Source organism: Roseateles sp. DB2, assembly GCF_051857535.1.
GTDB lineage: Bacteria > Pseudomonadota > Gammaproteobacteria > Burkholderiales > Burkholderiaceae_C > Roseateles_B.
The window spans coordinates 25,010-51,884 of record NZ_JBPZGY010000015.1 but is presented as its reverse complement, the minus strand read 5'-3'; the positions used below and the strand labels follow the sequence as shown (position 1 = coordinate 51,884).

Below are 26,875 nucleotides of genomic sequence, written 5' to 3'. Positions count from 1 at the left end.
AGTGGCTGCCCGATGTTGAGCGACTTCTCTGCCCTGCCCCGGCTGCGGACCTTGCGGACGCTTGACCTGGCCCGCTGCAATTCGCTGGGGACCCTGCCCCCATTGTCTGGCCTGCTGCATCTTCAGGAGCTGGACCTGAGCTGGTGCCACGCGCTCAGGGACATCTCCGCGCTGGCAGGCCTTCCTCAGCTGCAAGCGCTCGACTTGAGCGGCTGCATGGCCAATGATCTGTCCGCGCTTGCACAAGTGCCTGCACTGCGGTCGCTCCGCCTGTCAGATGGTCCGGCCGACGTGGATCTAGCCCTCTTCACCAGCGCCGCCCAACTGCAACACCTCGACTTGGGAGCGTGCCTCAATCTCAGGAATCTCGACGCGCTCGGCGCTTTGACACAACTCACATCGCTGTTGCTGCCTGATGGCGACCTCTCGGACCTGACACCGATTGCCGGGTTGAGCCAACTGGTCAGACTGGACATCTCCGGACAAGAGGCGCTGAGGGACCTGTCGCCGATCAGTCGGCTCCAGCAGCTTCAGTCATTGTCTTTGCCGGCGCATGCATGTGCACTGGGCCTCTCGGCAATTGAGCGGCTCCCACAGCTGCGCAACTTGCAGCTGCACGCCCGGGAGAAAGCGCTCAGTCTCAAGGCAGTTGCCGGACTCAGCCAGCTTCAGTCGCTGGACCTGTACGGCCTCAGCGGTCTGACCGAACTGTCAGCCCTCAGCGACTTGCACCTGCTCGAATCGCTCACGGTGACCTCCTGTACGGCGTTTGAAGACCTGTCGGCACTGGCCGGCATGGAACACCTCAGGACGCTGCGCATCACGGGCGCCCATAGGCTTGAAAGGCTGGCCCCACTGGCCAATCTGAAACAGCTCGAACAATTGGAGCTGATGGATTGCACAGCTTTGCATGAGCTGGCGCCCATCGGCGCGCTTCCCCAACTGGAGTCGCTGGACGTGTCGGGAGGCACTGCAATCCGGGACCTCTCTGCGCTCGCCAGCCTGAAGCACCTGAAGCACCTGGCCCTGAGTGACTGCAGAGGCATTCAGGACGTCACTCCAATCGGCGAACTGACGCAGCTCAGCAGGCTGACGCTGAGCGGGAACCAAGACCTCGCGGACTTGAGGCCCTTGGCGAACTTGGAGCAACTCCGAACGCTCGACCTCTTCGCTTGCAAGGCTCTCAAGGACCTGTCCCCGCTGGCGCTGCTGAAGCAGCTGGCCTCCCTGGACTTGAGCGGCTGCCCCATGCTGCAGGATCTGTCCCCCCTTCTTGCGCTGGCCGAGCTGCGTATTCTGCGCGTTCACAGGTCTCCCACACCTGGCCTGACGGCCCTCTCGTGCTGGGCAAGCTGGCCGCAGCTCACAACTCTGACGGCCAGCACCCTGGCCTGCCTGCCAGCCGACCTGCGCTCGCGAATGCACCACGACAACCTGCTCGATCGCATGACGGGCTGGATGAACGATCTGGCAGAGCACGGCAGCATCCCCGCTGACGAGGTCAAGCTTTTCGTGCTGGGCAACGGCCGCATCGGCAAGACACAGATCTCGCGCCGCCTCTGCGGTCTGCCCTTCGATGAAAGCGTGCCCAGCACCCACGGCGTGATCCTGCAGCGCTTCGAGCTGCCGGGCAGAGTGCAGCAGGCGCCCCAGACCGTGCAGCTCTGGGATTTTGGCGGTCAGGATCTGTTTCTTGGCACGCACAGCCTTTTCCTGGACGAGCGCGCCATGTACCTCCTGCTGTGGCACCACGAACAGGAAGGTGTGCATGAAGTCTGGGACGGCGGCCTGTGTCTGCCCTCGCACCGCCTGTCCTACTGGCTCGAATATGTGCGTTCCATGGCCGGGCCCGAGGCGCCCCTGATCGTCGCCCAGGCACAGTGTGATGGGGAGTCGTCCTTGCTTGAGGCGCCCATCCCCGCCGAGCACGGGTTTCGATGGCTGCGTCGCAGCAGCTGCAGTGCCAAGAGCGACGATGGCCTGGAACGCCTGATGCTGGACTTGCGCTCGGGGGCCAAGCTTCTGGCCGAGCGCTACGGGGAGGAGCTCATTCCCAAGAACTGGGCCGAGTTGGGCAAGGTCGTGCGCCAGCACGCCCAAACCCAGAAGGTGATGCCCCTGGCCGACTATCAGCAACTCTGCAACACGCACGGCGTGCGTGCCCCGACGACCTTGCTCACCTATCTGCACCAGTCGGGCCAGGTGTTCTGGCGCGAGGGCGTCTTTGACAGCGCGCTGATCCTGGATCAGGCCTGGGCGCTGGAGGGGGTCTATGCCTTGCTGCATAGGGACAAGGTGCTGCCTGCCCTGAGACGGCAAGGCGGGCGCTTCACGGCAGAGCTCCTGGAAAGCCTGCTCTGGGAAGGCCGCTTCAGCGCGAAAGAGCAGGCCCACTTCCTGAGTCTCATGGTGTCTTGCCGGGTCTGCTTCGAACTCGCGGAGGGCGAGTACTTGGCGCCGGACTGCCTGCAGGAGCGCGCTGCCATGAAATCAGCCGAAGACAGCGTGTGGCGCGATGCCCAACCCGATGCGGAGCTGCACCTGGTCTACCCCTTTCTCCACGCCGGCCTTCAACGGACACTGCTGGCGGAAATGGGTTCCATGGCCGGAAGGAATGCCGTGTATTGGCGTCACGGCTGCTGCCTGTTTGACGCTCACGCCAAGACACTGCTGCGCATGGATTGCCAGCTGGACGCGACAGGGCAAGGGCCGGGGCGCGTGGTGCTGGAAGCCTCGGGCGCAAATCCTGGCACGTACCTGGAGCAGGTCGTCGCTCACCTGCTGCAGGGCGTGCAGATCGGCAGGCCACCAGAGAAGCACTGGATCCGCGGAGAGCCCAGCCGAACGGCCTCAGCCACTGATGAACCCAGGGCGCGGGAGTCGATGGATGCCGATCCTGCGCGCCCACCTATCGTCGTCCCGGCCCCACTTCCGTCCGGGGCCACGTCAACGCGTGACAAGCCCGTGGTCTACGTGTCCTACGCCTGGGGAGGCGACAGCGACGCCACCGTGGACGGCCTGCAAAAGGCACTGACCCCCTGGGTCGAGGTCCACCGCGACAAGGAGGTGATGCGCACAGGCGACAGCATCCGGCGCTTCGAGGAGGAGATCGGCCGCGGTCTGTGCGTGCTCGTCGTGCTCAGCGCCCGCTACATGCAGAGCGTCGACTGCATGCGCGAGCTCGGCTTCATCTGGGAACGGGCCCAGCGTGACCCTGAGCAGTTCGCCCGGCGCGTCATCCCTGTTGTTCTCGAAGACGCTGGCATCGGCAGGCTGACGGAGCGCCTGCGCCATGTGCAGCACTGGAAAGCAAACCTGGCCGAACTCAAGGCATTGGTGGCAGACATCGGTCCCGTCGAATGCGGTCAATCCACGACCCAGCAGCTGCAGGACATCGGCACCTTCACGGTCCACCTGGCCGACGCCTTGAACTCCCTGGCGGACAAGGTCATGCCACAAGGCAAGGCCAAGCTGGAAGCCAGCAACTACCTGCCCGTGGTGGACCTGGTGAAGCGAAGACTCCAGCTGGGCTGACGTGAAGGCCGGCCGGGGGCTGCGGTAGGCAAACAAAGAGGACTGCGGCTCCGCCCATGCAAAGAGGCCGCCCTCAGGCGGCCTCTCTTCGACAGCATGCCGGCCATCCAGGCGCCGGCGCTGCCATCTCAACGCTTCAAGCGAGCGGCGCCCACCGCCACCTTGACGGTGTCCACGACGTTCTCGGCGGTGAAGCCGAAATGCTTGAACAGCACCGGAGCGGGGGCGGACTCGCCATAGCTGTCGATGCCCACGACGGCGCTGACGCCATACTTCCACCAGAAGTCCGTCACGCCGGCCTCCACGGCCACGCGGGGCAGGCCGGCGGGCAGCACGCTGGCCTTGTAGGCGGCGTCCTGGCGGTCAAACACGTTCGTGCTCGGCACCGAAACCACGCGGGCGGCGATGCCGTCCTTGGCCAGCAGAGCCTGGGCGTTCAGGGCCAGCTGCACTTCCGAGCCGGAGGCCATGATCACCACCTGGGCCTTCTTCTTGAGACCCACCTCGCTGGGCTCGGCCAGCACATAGGCGCCCTTGGCGATTTCATCGACCGCCGTCTTGGGCGCGTAAGGCAGGTTCTGGCGCGACAGGGCCAGCACGCTGGGGCGCTGGGCATTGCCGATGGCCATGGTCCAGGCGACCACGGTCTCCACGGTGTCCGCCGGACGCCAGACATCCAGACCCGGGATCAGGCGCAGGCTGGAGACATGCTCGATGGATTGGTGCGTCGGGCCGTCCTCGCCCAGGCCGATGGAATCGTGGGTGAAGACGTGGATGACGCGCTGCTTCATCAGCGCAGCCATGCGGATGGCATTGCGGCTGTAGTCGCTGAAGGTCAGGAAGGTACCGCCGTAGGGGATGTAGCCGCCATGCAGGGCGATGCCGTTCATGATGGCGGCCATGCCGAACTCGCGCACGCCGTAGTTGATGTGGCGGCCCCCGTTGGCGCTGCCGTCGGCTTCCAGGCGGAAGGCGGGCGTGCTCTTGGTGTTGGTCAGGTTGGAGCCGGTCAGGTCGGCCGAACCGCCCAGCAGCTCGGGCAGGGCGGCGGTGAAGGCTTCCAGGGCCAGCTGGCTGGCCTTGCGGCTGGCCACGGTCTCGGCCTTCTCGTGGGCGGCAACGACAGCGTCCACCGCGATCTGCGCGAAGTTGGCGGGCAGCACGCCGGCCATGCGGCGCTGGAACTCGGCAGCCAGCTCGGGGTGGGCGGCGGCATAGGCATCGAAGCGCTCGTCCCAGGCCTTTTCGGCGTCAGCGCCGGCGGTCTTGGCATCCCAGGCAGCGTAGACGTCCGCCGGGATCTGGAAGGGCTCGTGCGACCAGCCCAGGGCCTCGCGGGTCAGCTTGATTTCCTCTGCGCCCAGGGGCTCGCCGTGGGCCTTGGCGGTGTTGGCGCGGTTGGGCGAGCCCTTGCCGATGTGCGTCTTGGAGATGATCAGCGTGGGCTTGTCGCTGCTCTTCTTGGCGGCGGCAATGGCGGCATCCACGGCGTCCACATCATGGCCGTCCACCGGGCCGATGACGTTCCAGCCATAGGCCTCGAAACGCTGAGCGGTGTTGTCGATGAACCAGGGAGCAACCTGGCCGTCGATGGAGATGCCGTTGTCGTCGTACAGAGCGATCAGCTTGTTCAGCTTCCAGGCGCCTGCCAGGGCGCAGGCCTCGTGCGAGATGCCTTCCATCAGGCAGCCGTCGCCCAGGAAGACATAGGTGTGGTGGTCAACGATGGCGTGACCCTCACGGTTGAATTCCTTGGCCAGCATCTTCTCCGCCAGGGCCAGGCCCACGGCATTGGTGATGCCCTGGCCCAGGGGGCCGGTGGTTGTCTCGACGCCCGGGGTGATGCCCACCTCAGGGTGGCCCGGGGTCTTGCTGTGCAGCTGGCGGAAGTTCTTCAACTCCTCGATCGAAAGCGCATAGCCGCTCAGGTGCAGCAGGGCATAGATCAGCATGGAGCCGTGGCCGTTGGACAGCACGAAGCGGTCGCGATCCGCCCAGTGCGGATTGGCCGGGTTGTGACGCAGGTGGCGACCCCACAGGGCGACGGCCATCTCGGCCATGCCCATGGGCGCGCCCGGGTGCCCGGAGTTGGCCTGCTGCACGGCGTCCATGGCCAGTGCGCGGATGGCGTGGGCCATCAGGGTGGGGGTGCTTGCAGCGGTGTCAACCATGGTGGGTGCGGGCGGTAAGTTGGGGGTAAACCCGGCATTTTAAGGGGCGATGGCCTCACTTCGCCCCGCCGGCAAACCCTCGCTGCGCGCAAACGATTACGTCCCTGGATATCCGCCAAGGGCTTCACGCTTCTTGATCCATGGCAAGGCTGCTGGGGCGTCCTGCGGCGAGTCTTGGCAAAGCCCGAAAAGACGCACGGAGACACCCCATGACCGGCCCCAAGCCCCTGACCCTGCGCATCATCCGCGACGAGCATGCCGCCCTGGCCGCCATGCTGCGCACCCTGCCGCTGCTGCTGGCCGAGCACCGCCGTGCCGGCACCCTGCCGGACTTCGCCGCCCTGCGGGCCATGCTCTTCTACGTGGACGAGTTCCCGGAGCGGCTGCACCACCCCAAGGAATCCGAGCTGCTCTTCCCCAAGCTGCGCGCCCGTGCCCCGGCCATGCGCGAGCTGCTGGACAAGCTGGACGAGGACCATGCCCGCGGCGAGCGCGCCATCCGCGACCTGGAGCACAGCCTGCTGGGCTTCGAGATGCTGGGCGAGGCCCGCCGCGCCGCCTTCGAGCAGTTGGCCGAGCGCTATGTGCACCACTACCTGCAGCACATGGACATCGAGGAGCGCGAGATCCTGCCCGCGGCCCTCAAGCTCTTCAGCGAGGAAGACTGGCAGGATCTGGACCAGGCCTTCGCCGAGAACAAGGACCCCCTCACCGGCCGCCACCTGGGCCAGTTGCAGGCCGAGCTGGACGGTCCCTACCATGCCGTGTTCCAGCGCGTGCTCAACGCCCTGCCCGAACCTCTGGGCCTGGCTCCACGACTGCAGCCCTGAGCCCGGCAGCCCCGTAGACTGAGGGGCATGAGAGCCATCATCCTGGCGGCCGGCCGCGGCGAGCGCATGCGGCCCCTGACCGACCACACCCCCAAGCCCCTGCTGAGCGTGCGCGGCCAGCCCCTGATCACCTGGCACATCCAGGCCCTGGCCGCGGCCGGCGTGCGCGACATCGTCATCAACTGCGCCTGGCTGGCCGAGCAGTTCCCGGCCCAACTGGGGGACGGCAGCCGCTTCGGCCTGCGCCTGCACTACAGCGACGAGCAGAAGGACCACGGCCGCGCTCTGGAGACCGCCGGGGGCATCGCCAAGGCCCTGCCCCTGCTGTGCGCGCAGGGCGACGAGGCCTTCTGGGTGCTGTCGGGCGACGTCTTCCTGCCAGGCCTGGTCCTGGACGTGCAGGCGGCGAAGGACTTCGCCGCCAGCGAGCGCCTGGCCCACCTCTGGCTGGTACCCAACCAGCCTCATCATCCGCGCGGCGATTTCGGCATCAGCCCCGGAGGCCTGGCCCTCAGCGGCGAGGCGGTGAGCCCGCGCTTCACCTGGTCCTGCGTGGGTCTCTTCAAGCGAAGCCTGTTCGAGGGCGTCCCCCCCGACCAGCCCCTGCCCCTGCGCCCCTGCCTGGAGCGCGGCATCGCCCAGGGGCGTATCAGCGCCACGCTCTACGGCGGCGAGTGGACCGACGTCGGCACGCCCGAGCGCCTGGCTGCGGCCCAGGCCGGGGGCCTTGCCTCGTGAGCGCTTGAGCGGCCCTACGTCCTGATACAAGGCGTGTGCCTGCCACAACAGGCAAGGGGGTCGAAACGCCCGCCCCCCTGTCAAGTCTTACAGCTTCCCCCCGGCCATGAGCCGATCGGACGACAAATCCAGCACAAACCCTGAGCACGGCGGGCGATTGCCGCCCGAACAATCGGCGACGCCGACGCTGGCAGTCCCGCAGCGCGCAAGCAACAGGGGCCTGCTGACATTGCTCGCTGCCACGAGCAGGGCGGTGTGAGGTCCCAGTCCCTAACCTTCAGGAGACCTCCATGCAACGCAAGAATGCCTTGTCCGCCCTGGCCCTCGCCGCCAGCCTCTTCTGCCTCAGCGTCCCGGCCCAGGCCGGCGACAAGGTCTGGATCAGCCTGGGCGATGGCGCCTTCAGCGAGCTGCAGAAGCTGCAGCCGAGCACCCGCGCCACGGCCTCGGTGGCCGTGTCCGAGGCCCAGCTGCGCCGCGGCGACATCGCCGGCCTGGCCACGCCCAGCGCCGCCCTCAAGGCCGAGAAGCTGCACCTGGTGCAGATTGACGAAGACCTGCTGCCCGCACTGTCCACCGCCCTGCACGAGAACCAGCACCGCTGCGGCGGCTACATGCACCACGCCAGCGAGCGCGACGGCCGCCGCGCCCTGGATCTGCACGCCGGCAGCCGTACCAACGCCCGCATCCTGACCGACCGCAGCACCCTGGCCACCCGTCCCAGCTACGTGATCGACCAGCAGACCGTGGTCAACCCCATGCTGTCGCAGATGCAGGCCAGCAACATCGTGCAGACCATCTCGGACCTGTCCAACAACTACACCAACCGCTACTACACGACCACGGCCGGCTCCAACGCCTCTGACTGGCTGAAGAACAAGTGGCTCACCATGGCCAATGGCCGCACCGACATCACGGTGGAGCAGTTCACCCACAGCGGCTGGAAGCAGAAGTCGGTGATCGCCACCATCAAGGGCACGGACAACGGCAACGAGATCGTGGTCCTGGGCGGCCACCTGGACTCGATCAACCAGTCCGGTACCAGCGAGACCACCCGCGCACCCGGTGCCGACGACGACGCCTCCGGCGTTGCCAGCCTCACCGAGATCTACCGCACCATGCTGGCCAGCAACTACAAGCCGCGCCGCACCATCAAGTTCATGGCCTACGCGGCCGAGGAAGTGGGCCTGCGCGGCTCGGCCGAGATCGCCAACAGCTTTGCCGCCGCCGGCGCCAACGTCGTGGGCGTGATGCAGCTGGACATGACCAACTACAAGGGCTCTGCCAGCGACATCTACATCTTCACCGACTACACGGACAGCGCGCAGAACACCTTCGTCACCAACCTGATCAAGACCTATCTGCCGACCCTGACGGTGGGAACCGACCGCTGCGGCTATGCCTGCTCCGACCATGCCTCCTGGAACGCCAAGGGCTATGCGACCACCATGCCCTTCGAGTCCTCGATGTCCGGTGACAACAAGAACATCCACACCGCCTATGACACCCTGGCCAACAGTGACAGCACCGGCGCCCACTCGCTGAAGTTCGCGCGCATGGGCCTGGCCTATGCCGTGGAACTGGGCAGCGACGGCCCCACCACCACGCCCGCCAACAGGACCGAGACCTTCACCGGCAGCCTCAGCACCGGACAGACCAAGAGCTACGGCCCCTTCAAGGTCGCGGCGGGCGGCAGCCTCAAGCTGTCCACCACCGGCACGGGCGACATCGACATCTACGGCAAGCTCGGCTCGGTGCCCACGACCAGCAGCTACGGCTGCAAGTCCGACGGCAGCACCGCCACCGAGACCTGCACCATCAACGTCACGACAAACAGCGATGGCTATGTGCTGGTCAAGGGCTACACGGCCGGCAGCTACACGCTGACCGTGACCTACCGCCCGCAGTAATGGGTCTGGCCCGGCAGACCTGGGCCCAGGGGGTCAGGTCTTGCCAGGGCCTTGATCAGGCCTGGGCCGCCGGCACCGCGTCGCGCTGCTGGCCCGAGCCGACCACCTTGAGCCGGCCGGTGGCCGCCCATTCGGCCAGCGGCCGGCGGCTCCATTCACGCAGCTCCTCCAGCGTATCGGCCTCGGCGCTGACCAGGCCCAGCCAGCCATCGCGTCCGCCGCGCTTGACGGCATACAGCGCAGCGTCGGCAAGGTCCACCACCGTGCTCCAGTCCAGCCCACGCGGGAATTTCACCGACAGCGGGAAAGCGGCAAAGCCCAGGGAGCAGGTCCGGCGCAGGGTGCGGCCGTCATCCAGCTGGAAGTCGTAGCGCGAGAGCGTGCGCCGGGCGCGCTCGGCCAGCTCAGCCGCATGGTGGCGATCGGTGTTGCGAGCCACGACCAGGAACTCCTCGCCGCCCCAGCGGATGAGGTAGTCGGCATCGCGAAAGACCTGGCGCAGCAAGGCCTGCATCTGGGCGAGCACGGCATCGCCGGCGGCATGGCCGTAGTCGTCATTGACCTGCTTGAAATGGTCCAGGTCCACCATGAAGAAGACCATGTCCTGCCCTGGCTCGCGGGCCAGGCGCAGCACCTCGCCCTCATAGCCGCGCACCACGCTGTTGATGTCGGACTCGATGTGCTGGGCCAGGAAACGGCGGTTGCGCAGGCCGGTCAGCGGGTCGGTCAGGCTGGCTTCCTTCAGCGCCTGGCTCAGCGTGAGCAGCTCGTGGGTGCGCTCGCGCACCCGTGCCTCCAGCACGGCCTGCGCACGGCGCAGATAGCCGGTGCGGATCTGCACGATGCCGTAGATGCCCAGCAGGCCCAGCAGCACGCCGCCCAGGCGTGCCCACCAGGTCTGCCACCAGGCCGGCTGCACATGCAGGGGGATCAGCAGTTCATGCGGACTCCACTGCCCGACGCGGTTGCTGCCTTGCACCTGCAGCAGGTAGCGGCCGGGATCAAGGTTGGTGTAGCTGGCCGAGCGCTGGCTGGCCTCGCCGAGGACCCAGTCCTTGTCATAGCCCTGGAGCCTGTAGCGGTAGTTCAGCACCGCCGGATTGCTGAAGTCCAGCGCGGCGAACTCCACGCTGACGTCGCGCTGCCCTGGCTGCAGGACCACGGTCTGCCCCCGCGGCCCCGGCGAGGTGCGCTCGCCGGCAATGCGCAGCTCGGACACCACCAGCGGCGGCTGGTAGGTCCAGGGCTTGAAGCGGCTGGCGTCGATGACCAGCACGCCCTTGCTCCCGCCCACCAGCATGCGCCCGTCGTCCAGGCGCGCGTAGGCGCGGAACCAGCCGGTACCGAAAGCCGCGCCATCGGCGGCACTGAGTTCGTGGTGCCGGCCGGTCTTGGGATCGAAGACGGCGCGGTGGGTCCAGATGCGGCCCTGCTCGTCGTCCATCAGATTGGCACCGAAAGCCTTGCCGCCCAGGCCATGGCGTTCGCTGATTCGCTCGAACCTGGCCTCCTGGCCCTGCCAGCCCTTCAGCAGGTGCAGGCCGCCGGCGGTGTCCACCCAGACACGCTGCTGGCGATCGATCAGCAGGCCCAGCACCGAATGGTTGGACAGCCCCGCCCCGGTCGGCGAGCGAAGTTCCTCGAGCTCGTCGCTTCCCTTGGGCAACTGGTAGAGGCCGCCTTCGCCGCCCACCCACAGTCGACCGTCCGGGTCCTCGGCCAGCGCGTTGACATCGCCGCTGAGCTTGCGGCCGCCGCTGAGTGCCACGCGCTGCAGGCGGTCCTGGCCAGCGTCGTAGCGGAAGAGCCCGTCCTGCGTGGCCACCCACAGCCGGCCGCTGCTGTCTGCCATCAGGCGCCGGATACGGCCCTTGCCGGCCGCGTACTGGCCCAGCAGCTGGCGGGCCTCGTTGAAGCGGTAGAGGGCGGTGTCGGTACCCACCCAGACCTGGCCGTCGGGCGTCTGTGCCAGGCCGCCCACACGTCCGCCCCGGAAGCCGCTGCCCTCCTGCGGTGCGATATGCCCTTGCACGTGCAACTCGCGGTCCAGGATGGCCACGCCGCGCTCATTGGTGCCCATCCAGATGGCACCGCTGCGCAGTTGCACGATGCTGCGGACGTCGGCCTGCGCCAGCGGGCTGCGCTCGTCGAGATCGGCGTGCCGCACCCACAAGCCGGCATTGGCCGGGTTGTGCAGCTGCAGGCCACCGCCATAGCTGCCCACCCAGACCCAGCCAGCGGCGTCCTTGAGCAGGGCGCGTACATCGTTGCCGGCCAGGCCCCAGGGGCGGCGGATGTCATGCTGCAGGCGTCGCAGCAGGCGACCGCTGGCGGGCTCGCGCTCCTCGATGCCGCTGGCCCGCGCCACCCACAGACGCTGCGGATCCGGAGCCACCATGGCGTAGAGCGTGTCTCGGCGGCCGGACTGCTCGCCCTGCTCGATCCACTGCAGCTGGGGTGACGCCTTGCCCAGGCGCAGCAGGTCGCCCTGCTGCGTGCCCACCCACAGATGGCCATCCGGCGACTCGGCCAGCAGGGTGATGATGCGCTCGCCCAGTGGGCGGCCCTCCACCTGCAGGGTCTCGAAGCGATCCGCGCCCTTGCGCAGGCGGGCCACACCGTTCCAGGTGCCCACCCACAGGTCACCGTGCGAATCGATGAACAGCGCCTGGATGCGGTCGTCGGGCAGACCGCTGGCAGCGCCCTGGCGGAAATGCGTGAACTGGCCACTGGCCGGATCGAAGCGGTCCAGGCCGCCGCCTATGGTGCCCACCCACAGCGTGCCGTCCAGGGCCTGCGCCAGGGCGCGGACGGTCCCGGGGGCCAGGGCTTGCGGGTCGTCGGGCTTGCTGCGGAAGAAGGTCCAGCGGTCCGTCTGGGGGTCAAAGCGTGCCAGGCCGTCGCTCTCGGTGCCTATCCACAGCACGCCATCCTGGGAGGCCAGCAGGGAGCGCACAAAGCTGGTCCCGGCCTGCGCCTTGCGGTTGTCGTTGCCCAGTTGATAGGTGCGCAGCTGGTAGCCATCGAAGCGCACCAGGCCCGCCGTGGTGCCGACCCAGATGAAGCCCCGACCATCCTGGGCCAGGGCGGACACCACGCCGTCGGTGATGGAGGCCACGTCACCCACGGCCTCGAAGCGGGGTTCGACCAGGGCCGGGATCAGGCGTGGGGCCTGGTCCTGGGCCGCGGCACCCAGCACCTTCATGACGAGCGCCAGCAGGAGGAAGCGGGGAAGGAGGCGGACGAGCATCCGGCAGATGTTAGCGGCCCCGCTTGACACACCCTTACAAAAAAACGAGCACCCCCTCCCTCAAGAATGGGGGCGCCGCCTTCGGAGGATCAGTTGGCCAGTCCTGCCGTCAGGGCGTCGATGCGCTCCAGCACCTCGGGGCTCAGCTTGGGCGTCATGGCCAGTGCGGCCAGGTTGTCCTGAAGTTGGCCCATCTTGCTGGCCCCAAGGATCACCGTGGAGACGCGCGGATTGCGGTTGACCCAGGCAATGGCCAGTTGGGCCACGCTGCCGCCCAGCTCGGCGGCGATGCCCTCCAGCTCGGCCACGGCGGCATTGCGCTGCGGATGCTGCAGCTGCTCGCGCAGCCAGCTCATGCTCTCCAGCGAACCGCGGCTGCCCTCGGGGATGCCCTGGCGGTACTTGCCCGTCAGCAGACCGGAGGCCAGCGGACTCCAGGTGGTCAGGCCCAGGCCCAGGTCCTCGTAGAGGCTGGCGTACTCCTGCTCCACGCGCTTGCGATGGAAAAGGTGGTACTGCGGCTGCTCCATCACCGGCTTGTGCAGGTGGTGGCGCTCGGCGATCTCCCAGGCGGCGCGGATGTCGGCTGCGCTCCACTCGCTGGTGCCCCAGTAGAGGGCCTTGCCCTGAGTGATGATGTCACTCATCGCCCGGACGGTCTCCTCGATGGGCGTCAGCGGATCGGGGCGATGGCAGTAGATGAGGTCCACGAAATCCAGCTGCAGGCGCTTGAGCGAGCCGTCTATGGCCTGCATCAGGTACTTGCGGTTGAGCGTGTTCTGCAGGTTGACGGTGCTGCCCTCGCGCTGCAGGCCCCAGAAGAACTTGGTCGAGACCACATAGCTCTCGCGGGCCCACTTCAGCTGCCTGAAGGCCTCACCCATCACGCGCTCGCTGGCGCCCTGGGCATAGACCTCGGCGTTGTCGAAGAAGTTGACCCCGGCATCGCGCGCGGCGGCCAGCATCTCGGCGGCGGACTTGCTGTCCACCTGGTTGTGATAGGTCACCCAGGACCCCAGCGACAGCTCGGACACCTGCAGGCCGCTGCGGCCCAGTCGACGGTATTGCATGCCTGACTCCTTCTTGGTTCTTGGCGTGGTGGGCGGCGCGCCCTGCCGGCCCGCCATCGGACCAAGCCTGACCCGCCGTCATGGCAATGGGCGCGAGCGTAGCCCAGCCAGCTCGCTATAGTGCAGAACCCTTGCAATACCGTGGCGCCGCCTGCGGGCATCTGTCCCTTCGGCGACGCCTCCATGCCATGCGCACCGACGCCCCTGCAGCCCCATCCGCCCCCGATGCTCCCCTGCGCATCGCCATCGTCGGCGCAGGCCCTGCCGGCCTGGGTCTGGCCCTGCTGACCGCCCGGCGCCTGCCCGAGGCCCAGGTCCACCTCTTCGACGCCCGGCCCCTGGACAAGGACATCAGCGGCGACCCGCGCACCCTGGCCCTCGCACTGGGCAGCGTGCAGTTGCTGCAGCGCCTGCAAGCCTGGAATGAGGCGGCGGCGCAGTCCATCCTGCAGGTACACGTCAGCCAGGCGCCGCCCACGCTGCGGCATCCGGTCTTCGGCGAGTCCGGACAGCCGGTGGTCAGCATCCACGCCAGCGAGCAGGGCGAAGAGCGCCTGGGCGCGGTGCTGGCTTATGGGCAGTTGGTGGCGCCCATGCAGACAGCCTGGCTGCGCCAGTGCGAGGCCCGGCCAGCGCAAGCCGTGGCGCGCTTCGGCCAGCCGGTGGCAGGCATACGCGCCATCGGCGATGAAGTGGAGGTGGACGCCGGCATCGCCGAACGCTTCGACCTGGTGGTGATCGCCGAGGGCGGTGTCTTCGCCGAGCAGTCCCGCAAGAGCCTCAGCCACGACTACCAGCAGAACGCCTGGGTGGGCACGGTGGCCCTGGATCCGGCCTCGCCGCCCGGCGTGGCCTATGAACGCTTCACCCGCAACGGGCCGCTGGCCCTGCTGCCCCTGCCGCCCACGCCCCAACAGCCGCACCGCGCGGCCCTGGTCTGGTGCCTGCCGCAGGCCGAGGACGAGGTGGCCGGCCTGACGGACGCCCAGCGCCTCACCGTGATCAACCAGCAGCTGCCGCCGGGCCTGCCCCCTCTGCGCGGCATCAGCCCGCTGAAGTGCTTCCCCCTGGGGCTCAATGCCGAGCGAAGCCTGGTCGAGGGAAGGCTGGTGCGTATCGGCAATGCGGCCCAGACCCTGCACCCCGTGGCGGGCCAAGGGCTCAACCTGGGCCTGCGCGATGCCTACGCTCTGGTCGAAGCCCTGGTCCAGGCCCGCGCACGCCAGCCCATGGCGCCCCTGGCTGCTGCCGTGCCCCAGGCCCTGCAGCGCGTGCAGTGGCAGCGCGGCCCGGATCGCTGGACCACCATCCTCAGCACCGACTTCCTTGCGCGCAGCTTCAGCTGGCGCTGGCCCGCCCTGCCCGCCCTGCGCGGCCTGGGTCTGGCCGCACTGCAGGCCCTGCCGCCGGTCAGGAAGGCGCTGGCGCGGCAGATGATGTTTGGGCGGCGTTAGGGCGACGTTGGGGCGACGTTGGGGCGACGTTGGGGCGGCGTTGGGGCGGCGTTGGGGCGGGGTGACCTCGGCGCCGTGCGATCAGGCAGCCGCGGCTTCGCGCGGCGCCTGGCGTGCAGGATCGACGGCCGATTCAGCAGGGGCGTCCTCCACGCGCTCTGCCAGCCTCGCCTGCATCGCATGCAACTGCGCATACCCCCCGCCCAAGGCCATCAGTTCCTCATGCGTGCCGGACTCGGCAATGCGACCGGCCTTGAGGAAGTAGATGCAGTCGGCCGACTGCGCGCTGGCCAGGCGGTGTGTGATCAGCACCACCATGCGATCGCGGCGCAGCTTCGCCAGGCTGGTGAAGACGGCCGCCTCGGCCTTGGCGTCCAGCGGTGCGGTGGGCTCGTCCCAGATGGTCAAGGCGGCCTGGCGGTAGAGGCCGCGCGCCACGGCCAGGCGCTGCCACTGGCCGGAGGACAGCTCGATGCCGCCCTTGAACAGGCGGTTGAGCAGGGTCTGCCAGCCCTGCGGCAACTGGGCGGCCACCTCGTCGGCCTCAGCCTCACGCACGGCCTGTGCGAAGCGGGCGTCGTGGTCCGCCGTCTGCGCCAGCTCCACACGCCCCAGCCGCACGTTCTGCGCCGCGCTGTAGGGCCAACGCAGCGGGTGCTGGGGCACGATCAGGGTGTGGGCCAGACGCTGGCGCGCGTCCAGCGTCCTGCAGTCGACCCCGTCCCAGTACATGGCCCCGCTGGAGGGCTCGTAAAGCCCGGCCAGCAGCTTGGCCAGCGTGGACTTGCCAGAGCCGTTCTCGCCGACCAGAGCGATGGTCGTGCCACGACGCAGGTCCAGGTGGATGTCATGCAGCACCGGCCGGTCCGGGGCCCCGGCATAGGCGAAGCCGACGCCCTGCAGCGCGATGCGCTGCGGCGCTGCCACGGCCGCCCCGAGGGGCAGCGGAGGCGCCGCGCGGGACTGGCCGACGAAACCGAAATAGTCGTCCAGATACAGCGCCTTCTCCATCATCTGGTCCAGGGCATGGACCAACTGCCGCACGGCTTCCAGGCTGGTGCGCAGGCCCAGGGCGGCCGCACCAGCCAGCGCGGGCGCCAGGCTGCCGCGGTCCACCAGCACGACCAGCCAGAGGTAGGCCAGGCCCTGCGCCAGGCCGCTCACCACGGCCCCCCAGGCCCGCGTGCGTGCGATGCCGGCCTTGAGCCGCTCCAGGCTGATGCGCAGGGCCTCGGCAACGCGCCGGTGCCGCTCGCTGAGCAGGGTTTCCATTTGCAGCGCACGCAGCTCGGCCGCGGGCTCGGGCTGGCTGGCCAGCTCCTGCAGCATCCAGCCCTGGCGGGACAGCGCGATGCTCTGGTCCCAGTGGCTCTGCACGCTCAGCAGCGCGCGGATGGCCGTCCAGGCCTGTGGCACGAGGCACAGCAGCAGCACGGGCAACAGGGCCGGATGCAGCACCAGCAAGGCCAGCGCGCCGGACACCAGGCCTATGGCCGCACTGCTCAGGGCCACGGTCTGGTCGACGATGCTCTCGACGTAATGCAGGCCGCGGTCGCGGGCGCGGTGCATGCGGTCCACGAAGTCCGGATCATCGAAACGCTGCAGCGGCGCGCGCAGGCAGGCGTCAACGAAGTCCTGCTCGGCCATGGCCACCAGGGCCGGGCTGAGCCGGGCCCGCAGCACTTCTGCCAGCGCGTCCAGCCCCAGCTTGCCGAGGTAGGCCAGGCCCAGACCCAGGACCGCCCCCAGATGCGGGACCAGCTGCTGGCTCAGGGTCTGAGCCAGGGCATGTGCATCGAGCAGGGCCTGCAGGAGCCGGCCCCCCAGCACCAGGCTGTAGGCCCACAGCAGCCCGGCCAGCAGCTGGCAGGCCAACACGCCGAAGACGGCGGCCAGGCCCACCCGACGCATCAGGGCCATGACAGGCGGGGCGGCACCGGCCACCCGCCGGAAGAAGGCGGGAAAGCTGCTCAGCAGGGCTTCGGACTGCCCCAGCTCCCAGTAAGGGTTGTCGGTGGCGATGAAGACATCGCCCTCGCCCGGCTGCTGCGGTGCCGCCGAGCCGGGCGCCGCCCCTGCCCCGTCCGGCCTCGGGTTCATGGCCGCACGAAGGACGGCAGCCGCGCTTCGGGATGCGCGCGCAGCAGTTGGTAGGCAATGCCGCCAGGCCCCGTCATCAATGACGGCGAGAAGACGTCGTTGGTGATGCCGCAGCGGCTGCCATGCCGTTCAAGGCTGGCCAGCAGGCGCGCCAGTTCGGCGTCCCGGCTCACGCCTGGCGGCGCGAGGCCACGGTCGGCGGCTTCCTGAAGCAACTCCAGAGCGCTGGCGTCGCCATGGCAGGCGCAGTGGTTCCAGCCCATGCCCTGCCGGAAGGTCGCGCCCGCGGCCTGATGCACCCGCTCGCGCACCCGGTCCTCTCCGATCAGAGTCGTGAAGTCCAGGTAGCCCAGGCCATTGCCCACGGCGCCGTGGCACCAGGCCGTGGAGCAGTTGACGCCATCCAGGTGGCGCAGGTCGCGCCAGTTCTGGTCCGCCTCGTCGAACAGGGATTCCTCAAAGGCCAGCGCTTCCTGTGCGCCCTCCAGGAACCGCGGCTCGCCGCAGGCCTGGTACAGCTTCAGCAAGGCCCAGCCGATGCCGCAGCTTCCATGCCCGAAGCCGCCCATGCCCTCTGGCGCTGCCTGCGTCGGCCAGCAGGCCAGACCGCCTTCGCGCTTGGCTGCGTTCAGCAGATGGTCGCCCGCCGCGACGGCCAGCGCCAGGTGCGCCGCCTGCTGGGTGCGCCGGTGCAGCAGGAGTAGACCGGGGATGGCGCCCGCTGCGCCGGCCAGCAGGTCATAGGTCTGGTCGGCTTCCAGCGATCCCTGCATGTACTCGGCCGTCAGCGCGGCGCATTCCACGGCCTCGGCGCCGACGGCCCCCAGCGACTCCAGCTGCAGCCAGCCCCAGATCTGCGAGCCTATGCCCAGATAGCCGCCCGGCTGGTGCGGCCGCACCTTGCCGGCCGAGCGCTGCAGCTCGACCTGGCGGTACAGGCCCTTGCGCATGGTCTCGATCACAGCGGACAGCATCTCCGCAGCGCCTGGCAAAGGCAGGGCACGGCCCTGGGCCACCTCGCGCTGATAGGCCGCCAGCAACAGGGCGACGCCGGCATTGCCGCCATACAGGTTCTGGTCAATGGCCTGGATGCCCCAGCCCGTGGGCCCCAGGGTGGGCGAAATCCAGGTCACCGTGCCGTCCTCGCCACGGATGCAGTGCTGCAGGAAGGGCACCAGCAGGCGACGGGCCCAGGTCTGGCGCCTCGCCTCCAGGTCCTCCTGGCTGGCCTCGAGGACGCGGAAGGACTTCTCGGTGGGCATCCAGCCATCGTTGAGATAGGCGCTCAGCAGGGAGGCCTTGATGATGTCGCGGTCCAGGCGCTGATCCGAGGCGCTCCAGGCCCGCAGGCATTGCTCGACCAGATCGCTTTCGGGCAGCCAGTGCGTACCGCCGGGCCCGGACATGCGCCCATGGCCGGCCGTGCTGTGAAAGTAGGGCACGTCGCCGCGCAGCATGTCGTCGATCTCGGCCTGGATGACCACAGGGTCGGACGGCGTGGTCGAGATCAGCGCCGCCGCGCGCGCCAGCAGGCCGGCGGCGCGTTGGCGGGCTTGGGCCTCGTCGGCCAGCGAAATCGGATGCCAGAGCATGCGGATGAGCTCGGCATAGACCTCTGTCGCCCGCGGCACCAGGCGGATGTGGCAGGGCTTGAAGGCCTGCAGCAGCGGCGCCAGGCGGCCTTGCGAATGCAGCTGGATCAGGTGGGCGGTGAGCCTGTCATAGCCTTCGAGCACCTGGCCCCAGTAGCGCTCAAGCGAGGGCGTCTCGCAGGGGTGGTTCTTGGCGATCTCCACCTCGACCAGGGCCTGGCCGATGCGCACGGTGTCGAGGCCGCCGTCCACCAGGGCGGGAATGCTGATCTTGGGCTGCTGCTGGCGGATGCTGCCCATGCCGGAGTTGTCCACTCCACGCCAGCCCAGCGAGGCACCACGGCCGGGCAGCAGGCCGGTCTTCATCAGAGAGGCGAACATGGCTTCGTCTGCGCGGTCGATGGCATCGCCAAAGCCCGAGGGCTTGATCTCGATGCGCGGGCAGAACAGGGTTTCGCAGTCCACGATGATGGGCAGGCAGCCCTGCGCGATGACGTTCTCGCCGTGGAAATCAGTGCCGCCCAGCAGGCGCATGATGGCCAGCCAGTGGCCCATGTTCCGGTAGAACAGCTGCAGCTCCTGCTCGTTGGCGGCATGGCGGTGGACGATGAACTCGCTCCAGCCGTGGTCCCCGCGGTCCAGCACCGCGGGCACACGCACGCGCTGCGCGACCGGCTCATCGGCCAGGATCTGCTGCAGGAAGTCGGCCAGGGCCTGGTCGGTGTTCAGAGGCCGCGGCTTGTAGACCACGGTGCCACCCTCCAGACGCAGCAGGGCCACGCCGGCGCCGCCGTTGTGGCTGTCGCCCTTGGCCAGCTCCAGGGCCTGCAGCGGGCCGGGCACTGCGCCGAGCAGCCCTGCGAGCAGAGGCCGGTCCTGCGCAAAATGTCGGCCCAGGCGCGCGACAAAACTCACCTTGTGATCGACGATCCAGCGGACGCGCGCCAGCAGGCTCGGGTACTGCTCGCCCAGCTGAGTCCAGTGCTGCTCGGTGGCAGCCAGCGCGAGGTATTCCTCCCAGCGCCCCTGCGGGCTCGATGCCTGCAGACGGCCCTGGACACGGGCCGCGTTGATGTCCATGACCAGCACGCGGGCCAGCTTGGCATGCAGCTGCTGCTGCAGGTGCTGGCGCAAGGCCTCGGCAATGACGCCGCGTTCGCTGTCGGACAGGCCGGCAACGGCGCGCAGCTCTTCATGCAGCCTGTCCAGGGCCGGCACGATCCATGGCCTCAGGCAAGGAACGAAATCGGGGGCGGGCGCTTCGGGCGCGGCAACAGGGGTCGGGGACGGATTCTGAGACTGCATGGACAGGGGCTGGCGATGAGGAAGGAGGAGCCCGCCACCGCAAGAGGACGGGGACGCCCCGCCCGGAAGCGGGGCGCCCGGACCTGACGCCATAAGCGCCCGGCCCGGGTACTTCAAGACATCAGCAGCACATGATGGTGCGCGAGCCCGAGCAGCTGGAGCAGCCCTGGCGGGTTTCGATGGACACGTCGCCAGCGATTTCGGACTCGCTGTAGACGCCGCTGGAGAACAGCGGGCCTGCCGGGCTGGCGGCGGACTCATCCTGCATCCATTGCTGGACTTGCTGCAGTGCGCTGGTGATTTCGTTCATGGGAGTCTCCTTGCTAGGTTGAGTTTGAAAACCTTGCGCTGGCCCACCGCCTGCGAACGCCCCTGGGCAACGCTGACAGCTGCGCCATGCCCCGGCGGCCTTCGCCAACGGATGTCGCGCAAAGCGGATCGAAGGCTATGCGGCGCGTCAGTCGCCGCCCCATGGGGCAAGCACCTAGGGCGAAGGCTTGTTACACCAAAAACGGAACCAACCTGTAAAGCTTTACAGCTAGGGTCAGTGCCCATGGACGAGCACCAGGAACCCACCAGCCAATCCGTTGGGCACACTGACCATGGGCTTCGCGTCCACGCCTTCAGATCGAGGCCTGGGCGCAGCCCTGCGGCCGGTAGAGGAGGCCCTCAGGATGGCACGCACCAACTCAGGCGCTGCGCAACGCTCAGGCCTGCGGGTCCGCCACGGCCTCGGTGATCCAGGCGGCGAAGGCGGGCTCGGACCACTGCACCGGCACGCTCAGCAAGGCCGGCAGCTCGTAGGGATGCAGGTCCGCCACCAGGGCGGCCAGAGCGGCCTGGCGGCCCTGCGTGGTCTTGAGCAACAGGCGCCATTCGGCGTCTTCGCAGACCTTGCCCTGCCAGTGGTAGATGCTCTCGACGGCCTGGATCTGCGCGCAGGCGGCCAGATGCCGCTGCACCGCCTCGCGCGCCAGGGCCTGGGCGGCCTCGCGGCTGGGCAGGGTCGTGAGCATCAGCAGGGGACGGTCAGAATCGAAGGAGGGCATGGCAGGCTCCGGCAGTTGCCACGGAGATGGCGCCGCCATTGTCCTGCGGCGACTCAGCTCAGGCGCAGCTCGATCAGCTCGCGCACCAGGGTTTGCAGGGACTGGTGCAGCGCCGCCTCATTGGCCAGGCGCAGGCGCTCGTTCATGTCCAACCAGGCGGCGTCCAGCGGCGTGGTGTGGACCAGTCGCATCTGGCGTTCGTACACCAGCCGTCCGCTGGCGCGCTCCACGAGGCGATAGCTCACGGACAGGGCCACGGTCACGTCGGCCGCAACCTTGGGCTGTTCCAGCTTCAGCAGCCTGGCCTGCAGTTCGAAGCGGCCGCCCTCCGGCATCACCGCCGCCAGGCCCACGCCGCGCAGGGACTCGTCGATCGCGATGCGCAGGCTGTCATCGCTGATCCTGGAGCCCCAGTACTTCCAGGTCTCCGCCCCGCCGCTGACGGCGCCCAGTCGGATCTGGCCCTTGAGCGTGTCCGGAATCCAGCTGCGCAACTGCAGGCGCTCGGCAGAGCGCAGGCTCATGTGCGCAGGCTCGGCCGGCGTGCCGCAGCCAACCAGCATGACGGGCAGGGCCAGGGCGAGAAGAAGGGGCAGGACGGGGCGCATCATGGGCAGTCTCCAGGCCTCCATGGTGCCGATCTGCCCCTGGGTCCAAGCCGGGAAAAGACGGGCAAAGCCTGCCTGTCTCGGCGCGCCGGCCGCCGGGCATTCGCGCCGCGCCTCAGCTCACAGCAGGCGGTGCTGCAGGGCCGGCAGCTGGCTGCGCACGGCGGCCAGGCGGTCGGCGTCCAGCTCGGCCATCACCACGCCCTCGCCTTCCGGCAGGCAGGCCAGCACCTGGCCCCAGGGGTCGATGACCATGCTGTGGCCCCAGGTCCGGCGGCCGTTCTCGTGCCGGCCGCCTTGCGCGGGGGCGATCACATAGGCCTGGTTCTCGACAGCCCGGGCGCGCAGCAGCAGCTCCCAATGCGCCTCACCCGTGGTGTAGGTAAAGGCCGCGGGCACGGCGATGAGGTCGCAGGGCGGCTGGCCCGGCGTGAAGCTCATCGCGCGAAAGAGCTCGGGGAAGCGCAGGTCATAGCAGACCGACAAGCCCGTGCGCCAGGCCCGGCCGTCGCGGGCCATCAGCTCAACGGTGACGGGCTGCTCGCCCCGCTCCAGCACCTGGCCTTCGTCGTAGGCCTCGCGGCCATTGTTGAAGCGGAAGAGGTGGATCTTGTCGTAGCGGGCCGCACGCCGGCCGTCGGGCGCGTAGACGCAGACGCTGTTGCGCACGCGCTGGCCCGCTGCCGCGCCCTCGCCATCGATGGGCAGCGTGCCACCCAGCACCCAGACACCCAGCTCGCGCGCCGCCTGCGCCAGCGCGCGCTGCAGCGGCGCGGCGGCCTCGGGGTCCAGGGCCAGGTCCCGCTCGGCGACGGCCAGCTTGTCGCGGTCCTGCAGGCCCATCAGGCAGAAGTACTCGGGCAGGGCCACGGCCTCGGCGCCCTCGGCGGCGGCCTGGGCCATCAGCTCGCAGGCACGGGCCAGATTGCGGGCCACATCGGGGGTGGACACCATCTGGATGGCGGCTATCTTCATGGGATTCTCCTCAGGATGCAAACGATGGGGGCGCGGACGCACTCGAGGCCGGCGCCGAGCCAGCGCCGGCCGGCCGGCTGGCGGCATCCTCGGGTACGCCGCCCTTGTGCGGCACCTCCTCGACCTTGGGCGACTCCCAAGTGCCGGTGACGTGGAACTCGCTGGTGCTCGCCGCCGCCATGGGCTTGCGCAGCAGCAGCTGGGCCAGGAAGGTGCCCAGGCCGATGGCCGGATTGATGGCGGCATAGGCCAGCGAAGCCCCGCCTGCGTTGACCTGCGGGACGACCAGCACGCGCAGGTCCTGGGTCTCGCGGGCCAGGTCGGCCGTGCCATCCATCAGCACCAGGGCCTGCACGCCACGCATGCGCAGGTTCTCGCTGCGGGCCAGGCCGCGTTCGATGCGCACGTCGCCCTCGAAACTGTCGAAGGCGAAGCCTTCGGCGAACACATCACGGAAGTCCAGCAGCAGGCGCCGCGGCAGGCTCTGCAGGCTCAGCACCCCCAACAGACGGCCGACGCCGGGCTCGGCCTTGAGGAACTGGCCGGCGTCCAGCGCCACGTTGAGCTGTCCCGCCATGCTGGCGTAATCGGGCGACAGCGGCGAGCCCTGCCATCCCAGTTGCCCGCGCAGCTTGCCTCGTCCGCTGCGCAAGACCTGACCCTGACCGATACGCTCCAGCAGCTTGCCTGCATCGGCCACGTCCAGCTGCCAGTCCAGCTGTGTGCGTCGCTGGGTCTGGCCGGCCTCGGCCTTCCATTGGCCGGTGGCGCTGAGCATGGCGTCCGGGTTCTTGAGCTGCAGACGGTTGAGCTTCCACTCGCGCCCACCGGGCAGGCGCGGTCCCTGCAGCTGCGCCTCGACCTCCAGGCGCCCCAGCCGCTTGCCGCGAAGCTCGAAATCCTCCACCACCACGTCCAGGGCCGGCACCTGGGTGTCGGACTTGTCCAGCAGCTGGCTGACCGAATCGGCCTCGCTCTTGGGCAGTGAGAGGCGGCTCAGGCGCGCGAAGAGGCGGCCGCCCTGCGGCGCAGCGTTGTCCCGCCAGTCGATCTGGCCGGCCAGTTGCTCGGCATCCAGGGTGCCGCGCCAGGACCAGGCGTCCGTGCGGCTGAGCGTGGCGTTGAGCTTGTTGATCGCGCGGCCGCCCGCCAGCAGCTGCTGGGCCTGCAACTGGATGCGGCTGGGGCCGTAGCCGCCCTCGGCATTGCCGGCGGCCGCACTTCCCGATGCCGGCAAGGAACCCAGCAGCTGGGACTCTGCGGCCAGCCAGGGATCGGCCTGCACGCGGCCCAGTCGGGCCTGGAAAAGCACGCCGCTGTCGGGCAGGGCGGGCAGTTTGTCCTCGACGGCGATGGCACCACGCAGCACCTTGGGCGACTCCGGGTCGCTGGTGTCACGCTGGTACTGGGCATGCAGCAGATTGCCGAGATCCAGGCGGAGCTCGTCGCGCTGCGGTCCCAGGCCCTGGGTCTGGTAGAGCAAGGGCAGGCTGGCGTCGGCGTCCTTGCGCAGCGGCGCAGGCAGCTCCACACCCAGGCCCTGCAGCGAGGACTGCACCGAGACCTCGGTGGCGCCGCCGCGGATGCCCAGCAGCAGCCGGTAGGCGGCCTGCCCGCTCATGAAGCTGCCCAGGCGGCTCAACAGGCCCAGCTCGCTCGCGCGGCGCAGGCCCTCGGCGGTGGCCGTGCCCTGGCAGGTGAACCGCAGGCTGCCATCCTTCTGGCTCCCGCCCTCGAGGCTGGCGTCCCCACCCAGCACTTGGGCTTGTCCACCGACGACCTGCATGCCCTTGTGGTCGAAGTCCACCCGCCCGCGCGCCGATCCCAGCAGGGGCACGTCAGGCCGAAGGCGCAAGTCATTGCCCTGCAACTGCACGCTGCCCTTGAGCTGGGTGGCCTCCACGCGGTCCAGCGGCATCTGAAGGCTCAGCTTGAGGCCGACGTTGCCATTGCCGGAGGCTGTGGCCAGGGCATTGCCGGTCCAGGGGCCTACCGGCGAGACGTTGACGAAGCGGATCAGCTCCGAAGCCGGCCCGCGCCCGCTGCCCTCCAGCGCGAGCACCTGGTGATGGATCAGGTCCTTGATGCCGCCATTCACATTGCTGAGCTCGTAGCCCAGCACCTGGGCGCGGCCATTGCGGATGCTCATGCTGCCACGTTCAAAGAGCAGCTCGGCCTGCACTCGCTCCATCACAGGCCAGGGCGATTCGTAGGCCGGCGCGCCGTCGCGTGCGGCATGGCTGGGCACATAGGCCAGCAGCACGTCGCGGGCCTGGGCACTGATGCGGAACTGGCCATCCCTGCTGCGGTCATAGGGGAAGTCCCAGAGATCGCCGCGGCTGCGGAACTGCACATTGCTGGCCGTGCCGTCCAGCACGGCATCGCGCACATAGTGGCGGGCCTGCTCGCCCACGCCCAGGGGCAGGTAGCGCCAGACCGCCGCCGCCTTGGCCTCGGACAGGCGCCCGTTGATGTCCAGCAGTCCGGGCAAGCGCCCGCCGCGGCCCACACCCTCGCCAGGGCCGGTACGCCAGGTGGCCTCCAGCTCCCCCAGCAGGTCGTCGTTGGCCACGCTGACCTCGCTGGCCTTCAGCTCGACCAGGGGCAGGCCCTGGTCGCGCGGCTCGATGCGCCAGTCCAGCTGAGCCGACAGCCGCTGAATGGGGATGCGCGGGGCCTCGAACACGCCCGGGAACTCCACCGAGCCCCCGGTGATGTGCAACTGGGCCTGGCCACCGCGGTCCGTGGCCTCGAAGCGCAGGCTGGCGCCATCCAGGCCGGGGCGGCCCATATGGAGGGCATCGGCACCCGCCTGCGCCTGCATGCTGAACTGCTGCAGCTGGCCACGAGCCCGGTAGCGCCTGGGAGCGTCCAGGCTGCCCTCCCAGCTGGCACTGAGCTCGCTGAGCACGCCCTGCGGGGCGATGTCATCGACCAGGCGGCGCAGCTGCTCGCCCAGGGGCAGCTTGGTGGCGATGCGTGCCAGCAGGTCCAGGTCCAGATGCTGGGCCCTGAGCTCGCCGCCCACGATGCGGCCGGGCGCCGGCCCCTGGGTCACGTCCTGGCTCACGCCGCGCGAATCGGCCTGTTCCTCCACCACGCTCAGCGACCAGTCGCTGCGCGGCCAGACCAGGCGATCGTCCAGCTCAAAGCCCAGCTGCTTGGCAGCCAGGGTCAGCTGCGAGCCAGTGCGGCGCAGTTCCAAGCGGCCGGCAATACCGCCCAGGTCCAGCACGTCGACCCGCGGTGAGAGACGCATGCGCACCGAGCGCAGGGCCATGTCCAGGGTCAGGGCCTGGGGCTGGCCCTCGCGGATCTCGGCCCAGCCGCGCAGGGCCCCGTCGCCTTCGGACAGCTCAAAGGGCAGGTCCAGGTAGCGGCGAAGTTCACGCACATCGGCCCGGGGCAGGTCGGCAAAGAGCTCGCCGCTCCAGCGCTGGAACTCGCTGGGGCGGCTCAGCAGGGCCTGCTTGAAGCGCCCGCGCAGGCTCAGGGCCTGGCCCCAGGCCGCCGGCGGCGTGGCGTCCAGGCGCACATCGTGGCGCAGCAAACCGTTGCGCATGACCAGGTCCAGGCCGCTGAGCTCCAGGGGCGGGGCCTGGCGCCTTTCGTCCACCCAGCGGATGCGGCCTTGCCGAATCACGAATTCGGGCTGGGAGAAGAACCAGTCAGCCAGCTCGGCGCCATCACTGGCCTGCTCACCCTCGGCGATGTCCAGGCCGGCGACGAAGATGCGGCCGGTCTTGTCCCGCCGCAGTTCCAGCTCGGGCTTGCTGATCAGCAGTTGGGCGAAGCGGATCTCCAGGGCGTACAGCGAGCGCAGGGACAGCACGGCCTTCACCTCGGGCAGGCGCAGGGCGGTGCGCCCCTGGGCATCGCTCAGACGCAGGTCGTGCAGAGTGAGCGCCGGCAGCCAGGCACCGGGCTCGGCCTCCAGGCGGCCGATCTCGGCCTTCAAGCCCAACGCCTTGGAGGCCTGTTGCTCCAAGGGCGCACGCCATCGATCCAGCTGCGGCAGAATCGCCCAGTGAAGCGTGAGCCAGGCCGCCAGCAGCAAGGTGCACAGCAGCAGCAGGCTTACGACGGCCCAACGCATGCAGCGGCGCGTCCAGCGAAGCGGACGCCGGACGGCGGCAAGCGTGTGGGCAATCAGCGAAGACATGACAGAGGCACGAGAGGCCGGGAATCGGCAGTGGACACCATGAGTTTTGATTCGAAGCCTCGGCCGGCGTGCGTGCTGATGCGCACGGCAGCCCTTCGCTCGTGGAATGCACCGGCATCTTACCCAG

15 protein-coding genes are annotated in these 26,875 nt (G+C 69.0%); 5 read left to right on the top strand and 10 right to left on the bottom strand.

Annotation, left to right across the window (positions count from 1 at the left end):
* Positions 1-606: 606 nt before the first annotated feature.
* Positions 607-3,534: a COR domain-containing protein gene (locus tag ACS5PK_RS18960; protein WP_439441830.1), complete on the top strand. Its 2,928-nt coding sequence runs from the start codon at positions 607-609 to the stop codon at positions 3,532-3,534.
* A 128-nt stretch (positions 3,535-3,662) separates the two neighbouring features.
* Here the strand turns inward: ACS5PK_RS18960 and tkt are convergent, their stop codons facing one another.
* Complete coding sequence (tkt, locus tag ACS5PK_RS18955; RefSeq protein ID WP_439441829.1) at positions 3,663-5,705, bottom strand: transketolase; 2,043 nt, start codon at positions 5,703-5,705, stop codon at positions 3,663-3,665.
* Between the two features lie 209 nt (positions 5,706-5,914).
* Here tkt and ACS5PK_RS18950 point away from each other — a divergent pair, with 209 nt between their 5' ends.
* The 3 genes from ACS5PK_RS18950 (at position 5,915) to ACS5PK_RS18940 (ending at position 9,183) form a co-directional block, all read left to right on the top strand.
* Positions 5,915-6,535 (top strand): hemerythrin domain-containing protein, encoded by a 621-nt coding sequence (locus tag ACS5PK_RS18950; RefSeq protein WP_439441828.1) that lies wholly within the window; start codon positions 5,915-5,917, stop codon positions 6,533-6,535.
* A 27-nt stretch (positions 6,536-6,562) separates the two neighbouring features.
* Positions 6,563-7,273, top strand: a complete 711-nt coding sequence (gene murU, locus ACS5PK_RS18945; protein ID WP_439441827.1) for an N-acetylmuramate alpha-1-phosphate uridylyltransferase MurU — start codon at positions 6,563-6,565, stop codon at positions 7,271-7,273.
* Positions 7,274-7,563: 290 nt separating this feature from the next.
* Positions 7,564-9,183 carry a M20/M25/M40 family metallo-hydrolase gene (locus ACS5PK_RS18940; protein WP_439441826.1) on the top strand — a complete coding sequence of 540 codons (1,620 nt, stop codon included), beginning with the start codon at positions 7,564-7,566 and terminating at the stop codon, positions 9,181-9,183.
* A 55-nt stretch (positions 9,184-9,238) separates the two neighbouring features.
* Here ACS5PK_RS18940 and ACS5PK_RS18935 read toward each other — a convergent pair whose 3' ends face one another.
* Both ACS5PK_RS18935 and ACS5PK_RS18930 read right to left on the bottom strand, forming a co-directional pair.
* Entirely contained in the window at positions 9,239-12,433 is a 3,195-nt protein-coding gene (locus ACS5PK_RS18935) for a two-component regulator propeller domain-containing protein (protein ID WP_439441825.1), read from the bottom strand.
* Positions 12,434-12,522: 89 nt separating this feature from the next.
* Complete coding sequence (locus ACS5PK_RS18930) at positions 12,523-13,503, bottom strand: potassium channel beta subunit family protein (RefSeq protein WP_439441824.1); 981 nt, start codon at positions 13,501-13,503, stop codon at positions 12,523-12,525.
* A 188-nt stretch (positions 13,504-13,691) separates the two neighbouring features.
* Between ACS5PK_RS18930 and ACS5PK_RS18925 the strand changes: the two genes are divergently transcribed.
* Complete coding sequence (locus ACS5PK_RS18925) at positions 13,692-14,957, top strand: FAD-dependent monooxygenase (protein ID WP_439441823.1); 1,266 nt, start codon at positions 13,692-13,694, stop codon at positions 14,955-14,957.
* Positions 14,958-15,038: 81 nt separating this feature from the next.
* On the opposite strand, the gene ACS5PK_RS18920 is transcribed toward ACS5PK_RS18925, so the two are convergent.
* From ACS5PK_RS18920 to ACS5PK_RS18890, 7 genes are all read right to left on the bottom strand, one after another.
* Positions 15,039-17,057, bottom strand: a complete 2,019-nt coding sequence (locus ACS5PK_RS18920; protein ID WP_439441822.1) for an ABC transporter ATP-binding protein — start codon at positions 17,055-17,057, stop codon at positions 15,039-15,041.
* Entirely contained in the window at positions 17,054-19,954 is a 2,901-nt protein-coding gene (locus tag ACS5PK_RS18915; protein WP_439441821.1) for a type 2 lanthipeptide synthetase LanM family protein, read from the bottom strand. Before ACS5PK_RS18915 ends, ACS5PK_RS18920 begins: the two co-directional genes overlap by 4 nt.
* Positions 19,955-20,075: 121 nt before the next feature.
* Positions 20,076-20,264 (bottom strand): DUF6229 family protein, encoded by a 189-nt coding sequence (locus ACS5PK_RS18910; protein WP_439441820.1) that lies wholly within the window; start codon positions 20,262-20,264, stop codon positions 20,076-20,078.
* 397 nt (positions 20,265-20,661) lie between these two features.
* Positions 20,662-21,003, bottom strand: coding sequence for a divalent-cation tolerance protein CutA (gene cutA / locus ACS5PK_RS18905; RefSeq protein ID WP_439441819.1), 342 nt, complete (start codon positions 21,001-21,003; stop codon positions 20,662-20,664).
* Positions 21,004-21,056: 53 nt separating this feature from the next.
* Positions 21,057-21,614, bottom strand: coding sequence for a hypothetical protein (locus tag ACS5PK_RS18900; RefSeq protein ID WP_439441818.1), 558 nt, complete (start codon positions 21,612-21,614; stop codon positions 21,057-21,059).
* A gap of 117 nt (positions 21,615-21,731) precedes the next feature.
* Positions 21,732-22,586, bottom strand: coding sequence for a carbon-nitrogen hydrolase family protein (locus tag ACS5PK_RS18895; RefSeq protein WP_439441817.1), 855 nt, complete (start codon positions 22,584-22,586; stop codon positions 21,732-21,734).
* A gap of 10 nt (positions 22,587-22,596) precedes the next feature.
* Entirely contained in the window at positions 22,597-26,748 is a 4,152-nt protein-coding gene (locus tag ACS5PK_RS18890; protein WP_439441816.1) for a YhdP family protein, read from the bottom strand.
* Positions 26,749-26,875 lie beyond the last annotated feature (127 nt).

Bases quoted from the DNA above. Each gene is read 5' to 3' on its own strand.
- tkt (WP_439441829.1), bottom strand. From the start codon at position 5,705: ATGGTTGACACCGCTGCAAGCACCCCCACCCTGATGGCCCACGCCATC.
- ACS5PK_RS18950 (WP_439441828.1), top strand. From the start codon at position 5,915: ATGACCGGCCCCAAGCCCCTGACCCTGCGCATCATCCGCGACGAGCAT.
- murU (WP_439441827.1), top strand. From the start codon at position 6,563: ATGAGAGCCATCATCCTGGCGGCCGGCCGCGGCGAGCGCATGCGGCCC.
- ACS5PK_RS18940 (WP_439441826.1), top strand. From the start codon at position 7,564: ATGCAACGCAAGAATGCCTTGTCCGCCCTGGCCCTCGCCGCCAGCCTC.
- ACS5PK_RS18935 (WP_439441825.1), bottom strand. From the start codon at position 12,433: ATGCTCGTCCGCCTCCTTCCCCGCTTCCTCCTGCTGGCGCTCGTCATG.
- ACS5PK_RS18930 (WP_439441824.1), bottom strand. From the start codon at position 13,503: ATGCAATACCGTCGACTGGGCCGCAGCGGCCTGCAGGTGTCCGAGCTG.
- ACS5PK_RS18925 (WP_439441823.1), top strand. From the start codon at position 13,692: ATGCGCACCGACGCCCCTGCAGCCCCATCCGCCCCCGATGCTCCCCTG.
- ACS5PK_RS18920 (WP_439441822.1), bottom strand. From the start codon at position 17,057: ATGAACCCGAGGCCGGACGGGGCAGGGGCGGCGCCCGGCTCGGCGGCA.
- ACS5PK_RS18915 (WP_439441821.1), bottom strand. From the start codon at position 19,954: ATGCAGTCTCAGAATCCGTCCCCGACCCCTGTTGCCGCGCCCGAAGCG.
- ACS5PK_RS18910 (WP_439441820.1), bottom strand. From the start codon at position 20,264: ATGAACGAAATCACCAGCGCACTGCAGCAAGTCCAGCAATGGATGCAG.
- cutA (WP_439441819.1), bottom strand. From the start codon at position 21,003: ATGCCCTCCTTCGATTCTGACCGTCCCCTGCTGATGCTCACGACCCTG.
- ACS5PK_RS18900 (WP_439441818.1), bottom strand. From the start codon at position 21,614: ATGATGCGCCCCGTCCTGCCCCTTCTTCTCGCCCTGGCCCTGCCCGTC.
- ACS5PK_RS18895 (WP_439441817.1), bottom strand. From the start codon at position 22,586: ATGAAGATAGCCGCCATCCAGATGGTGTCCACCCCCGATGTGGCCCGC.
- ACS5PK_RS18890 (WP_439441816.1), bottom strand. From the start codon at position 26,748: ATGTCTTCGCTGATTGCCCACACGCTTGCCGCCGTCCGGCGTCCGCTT.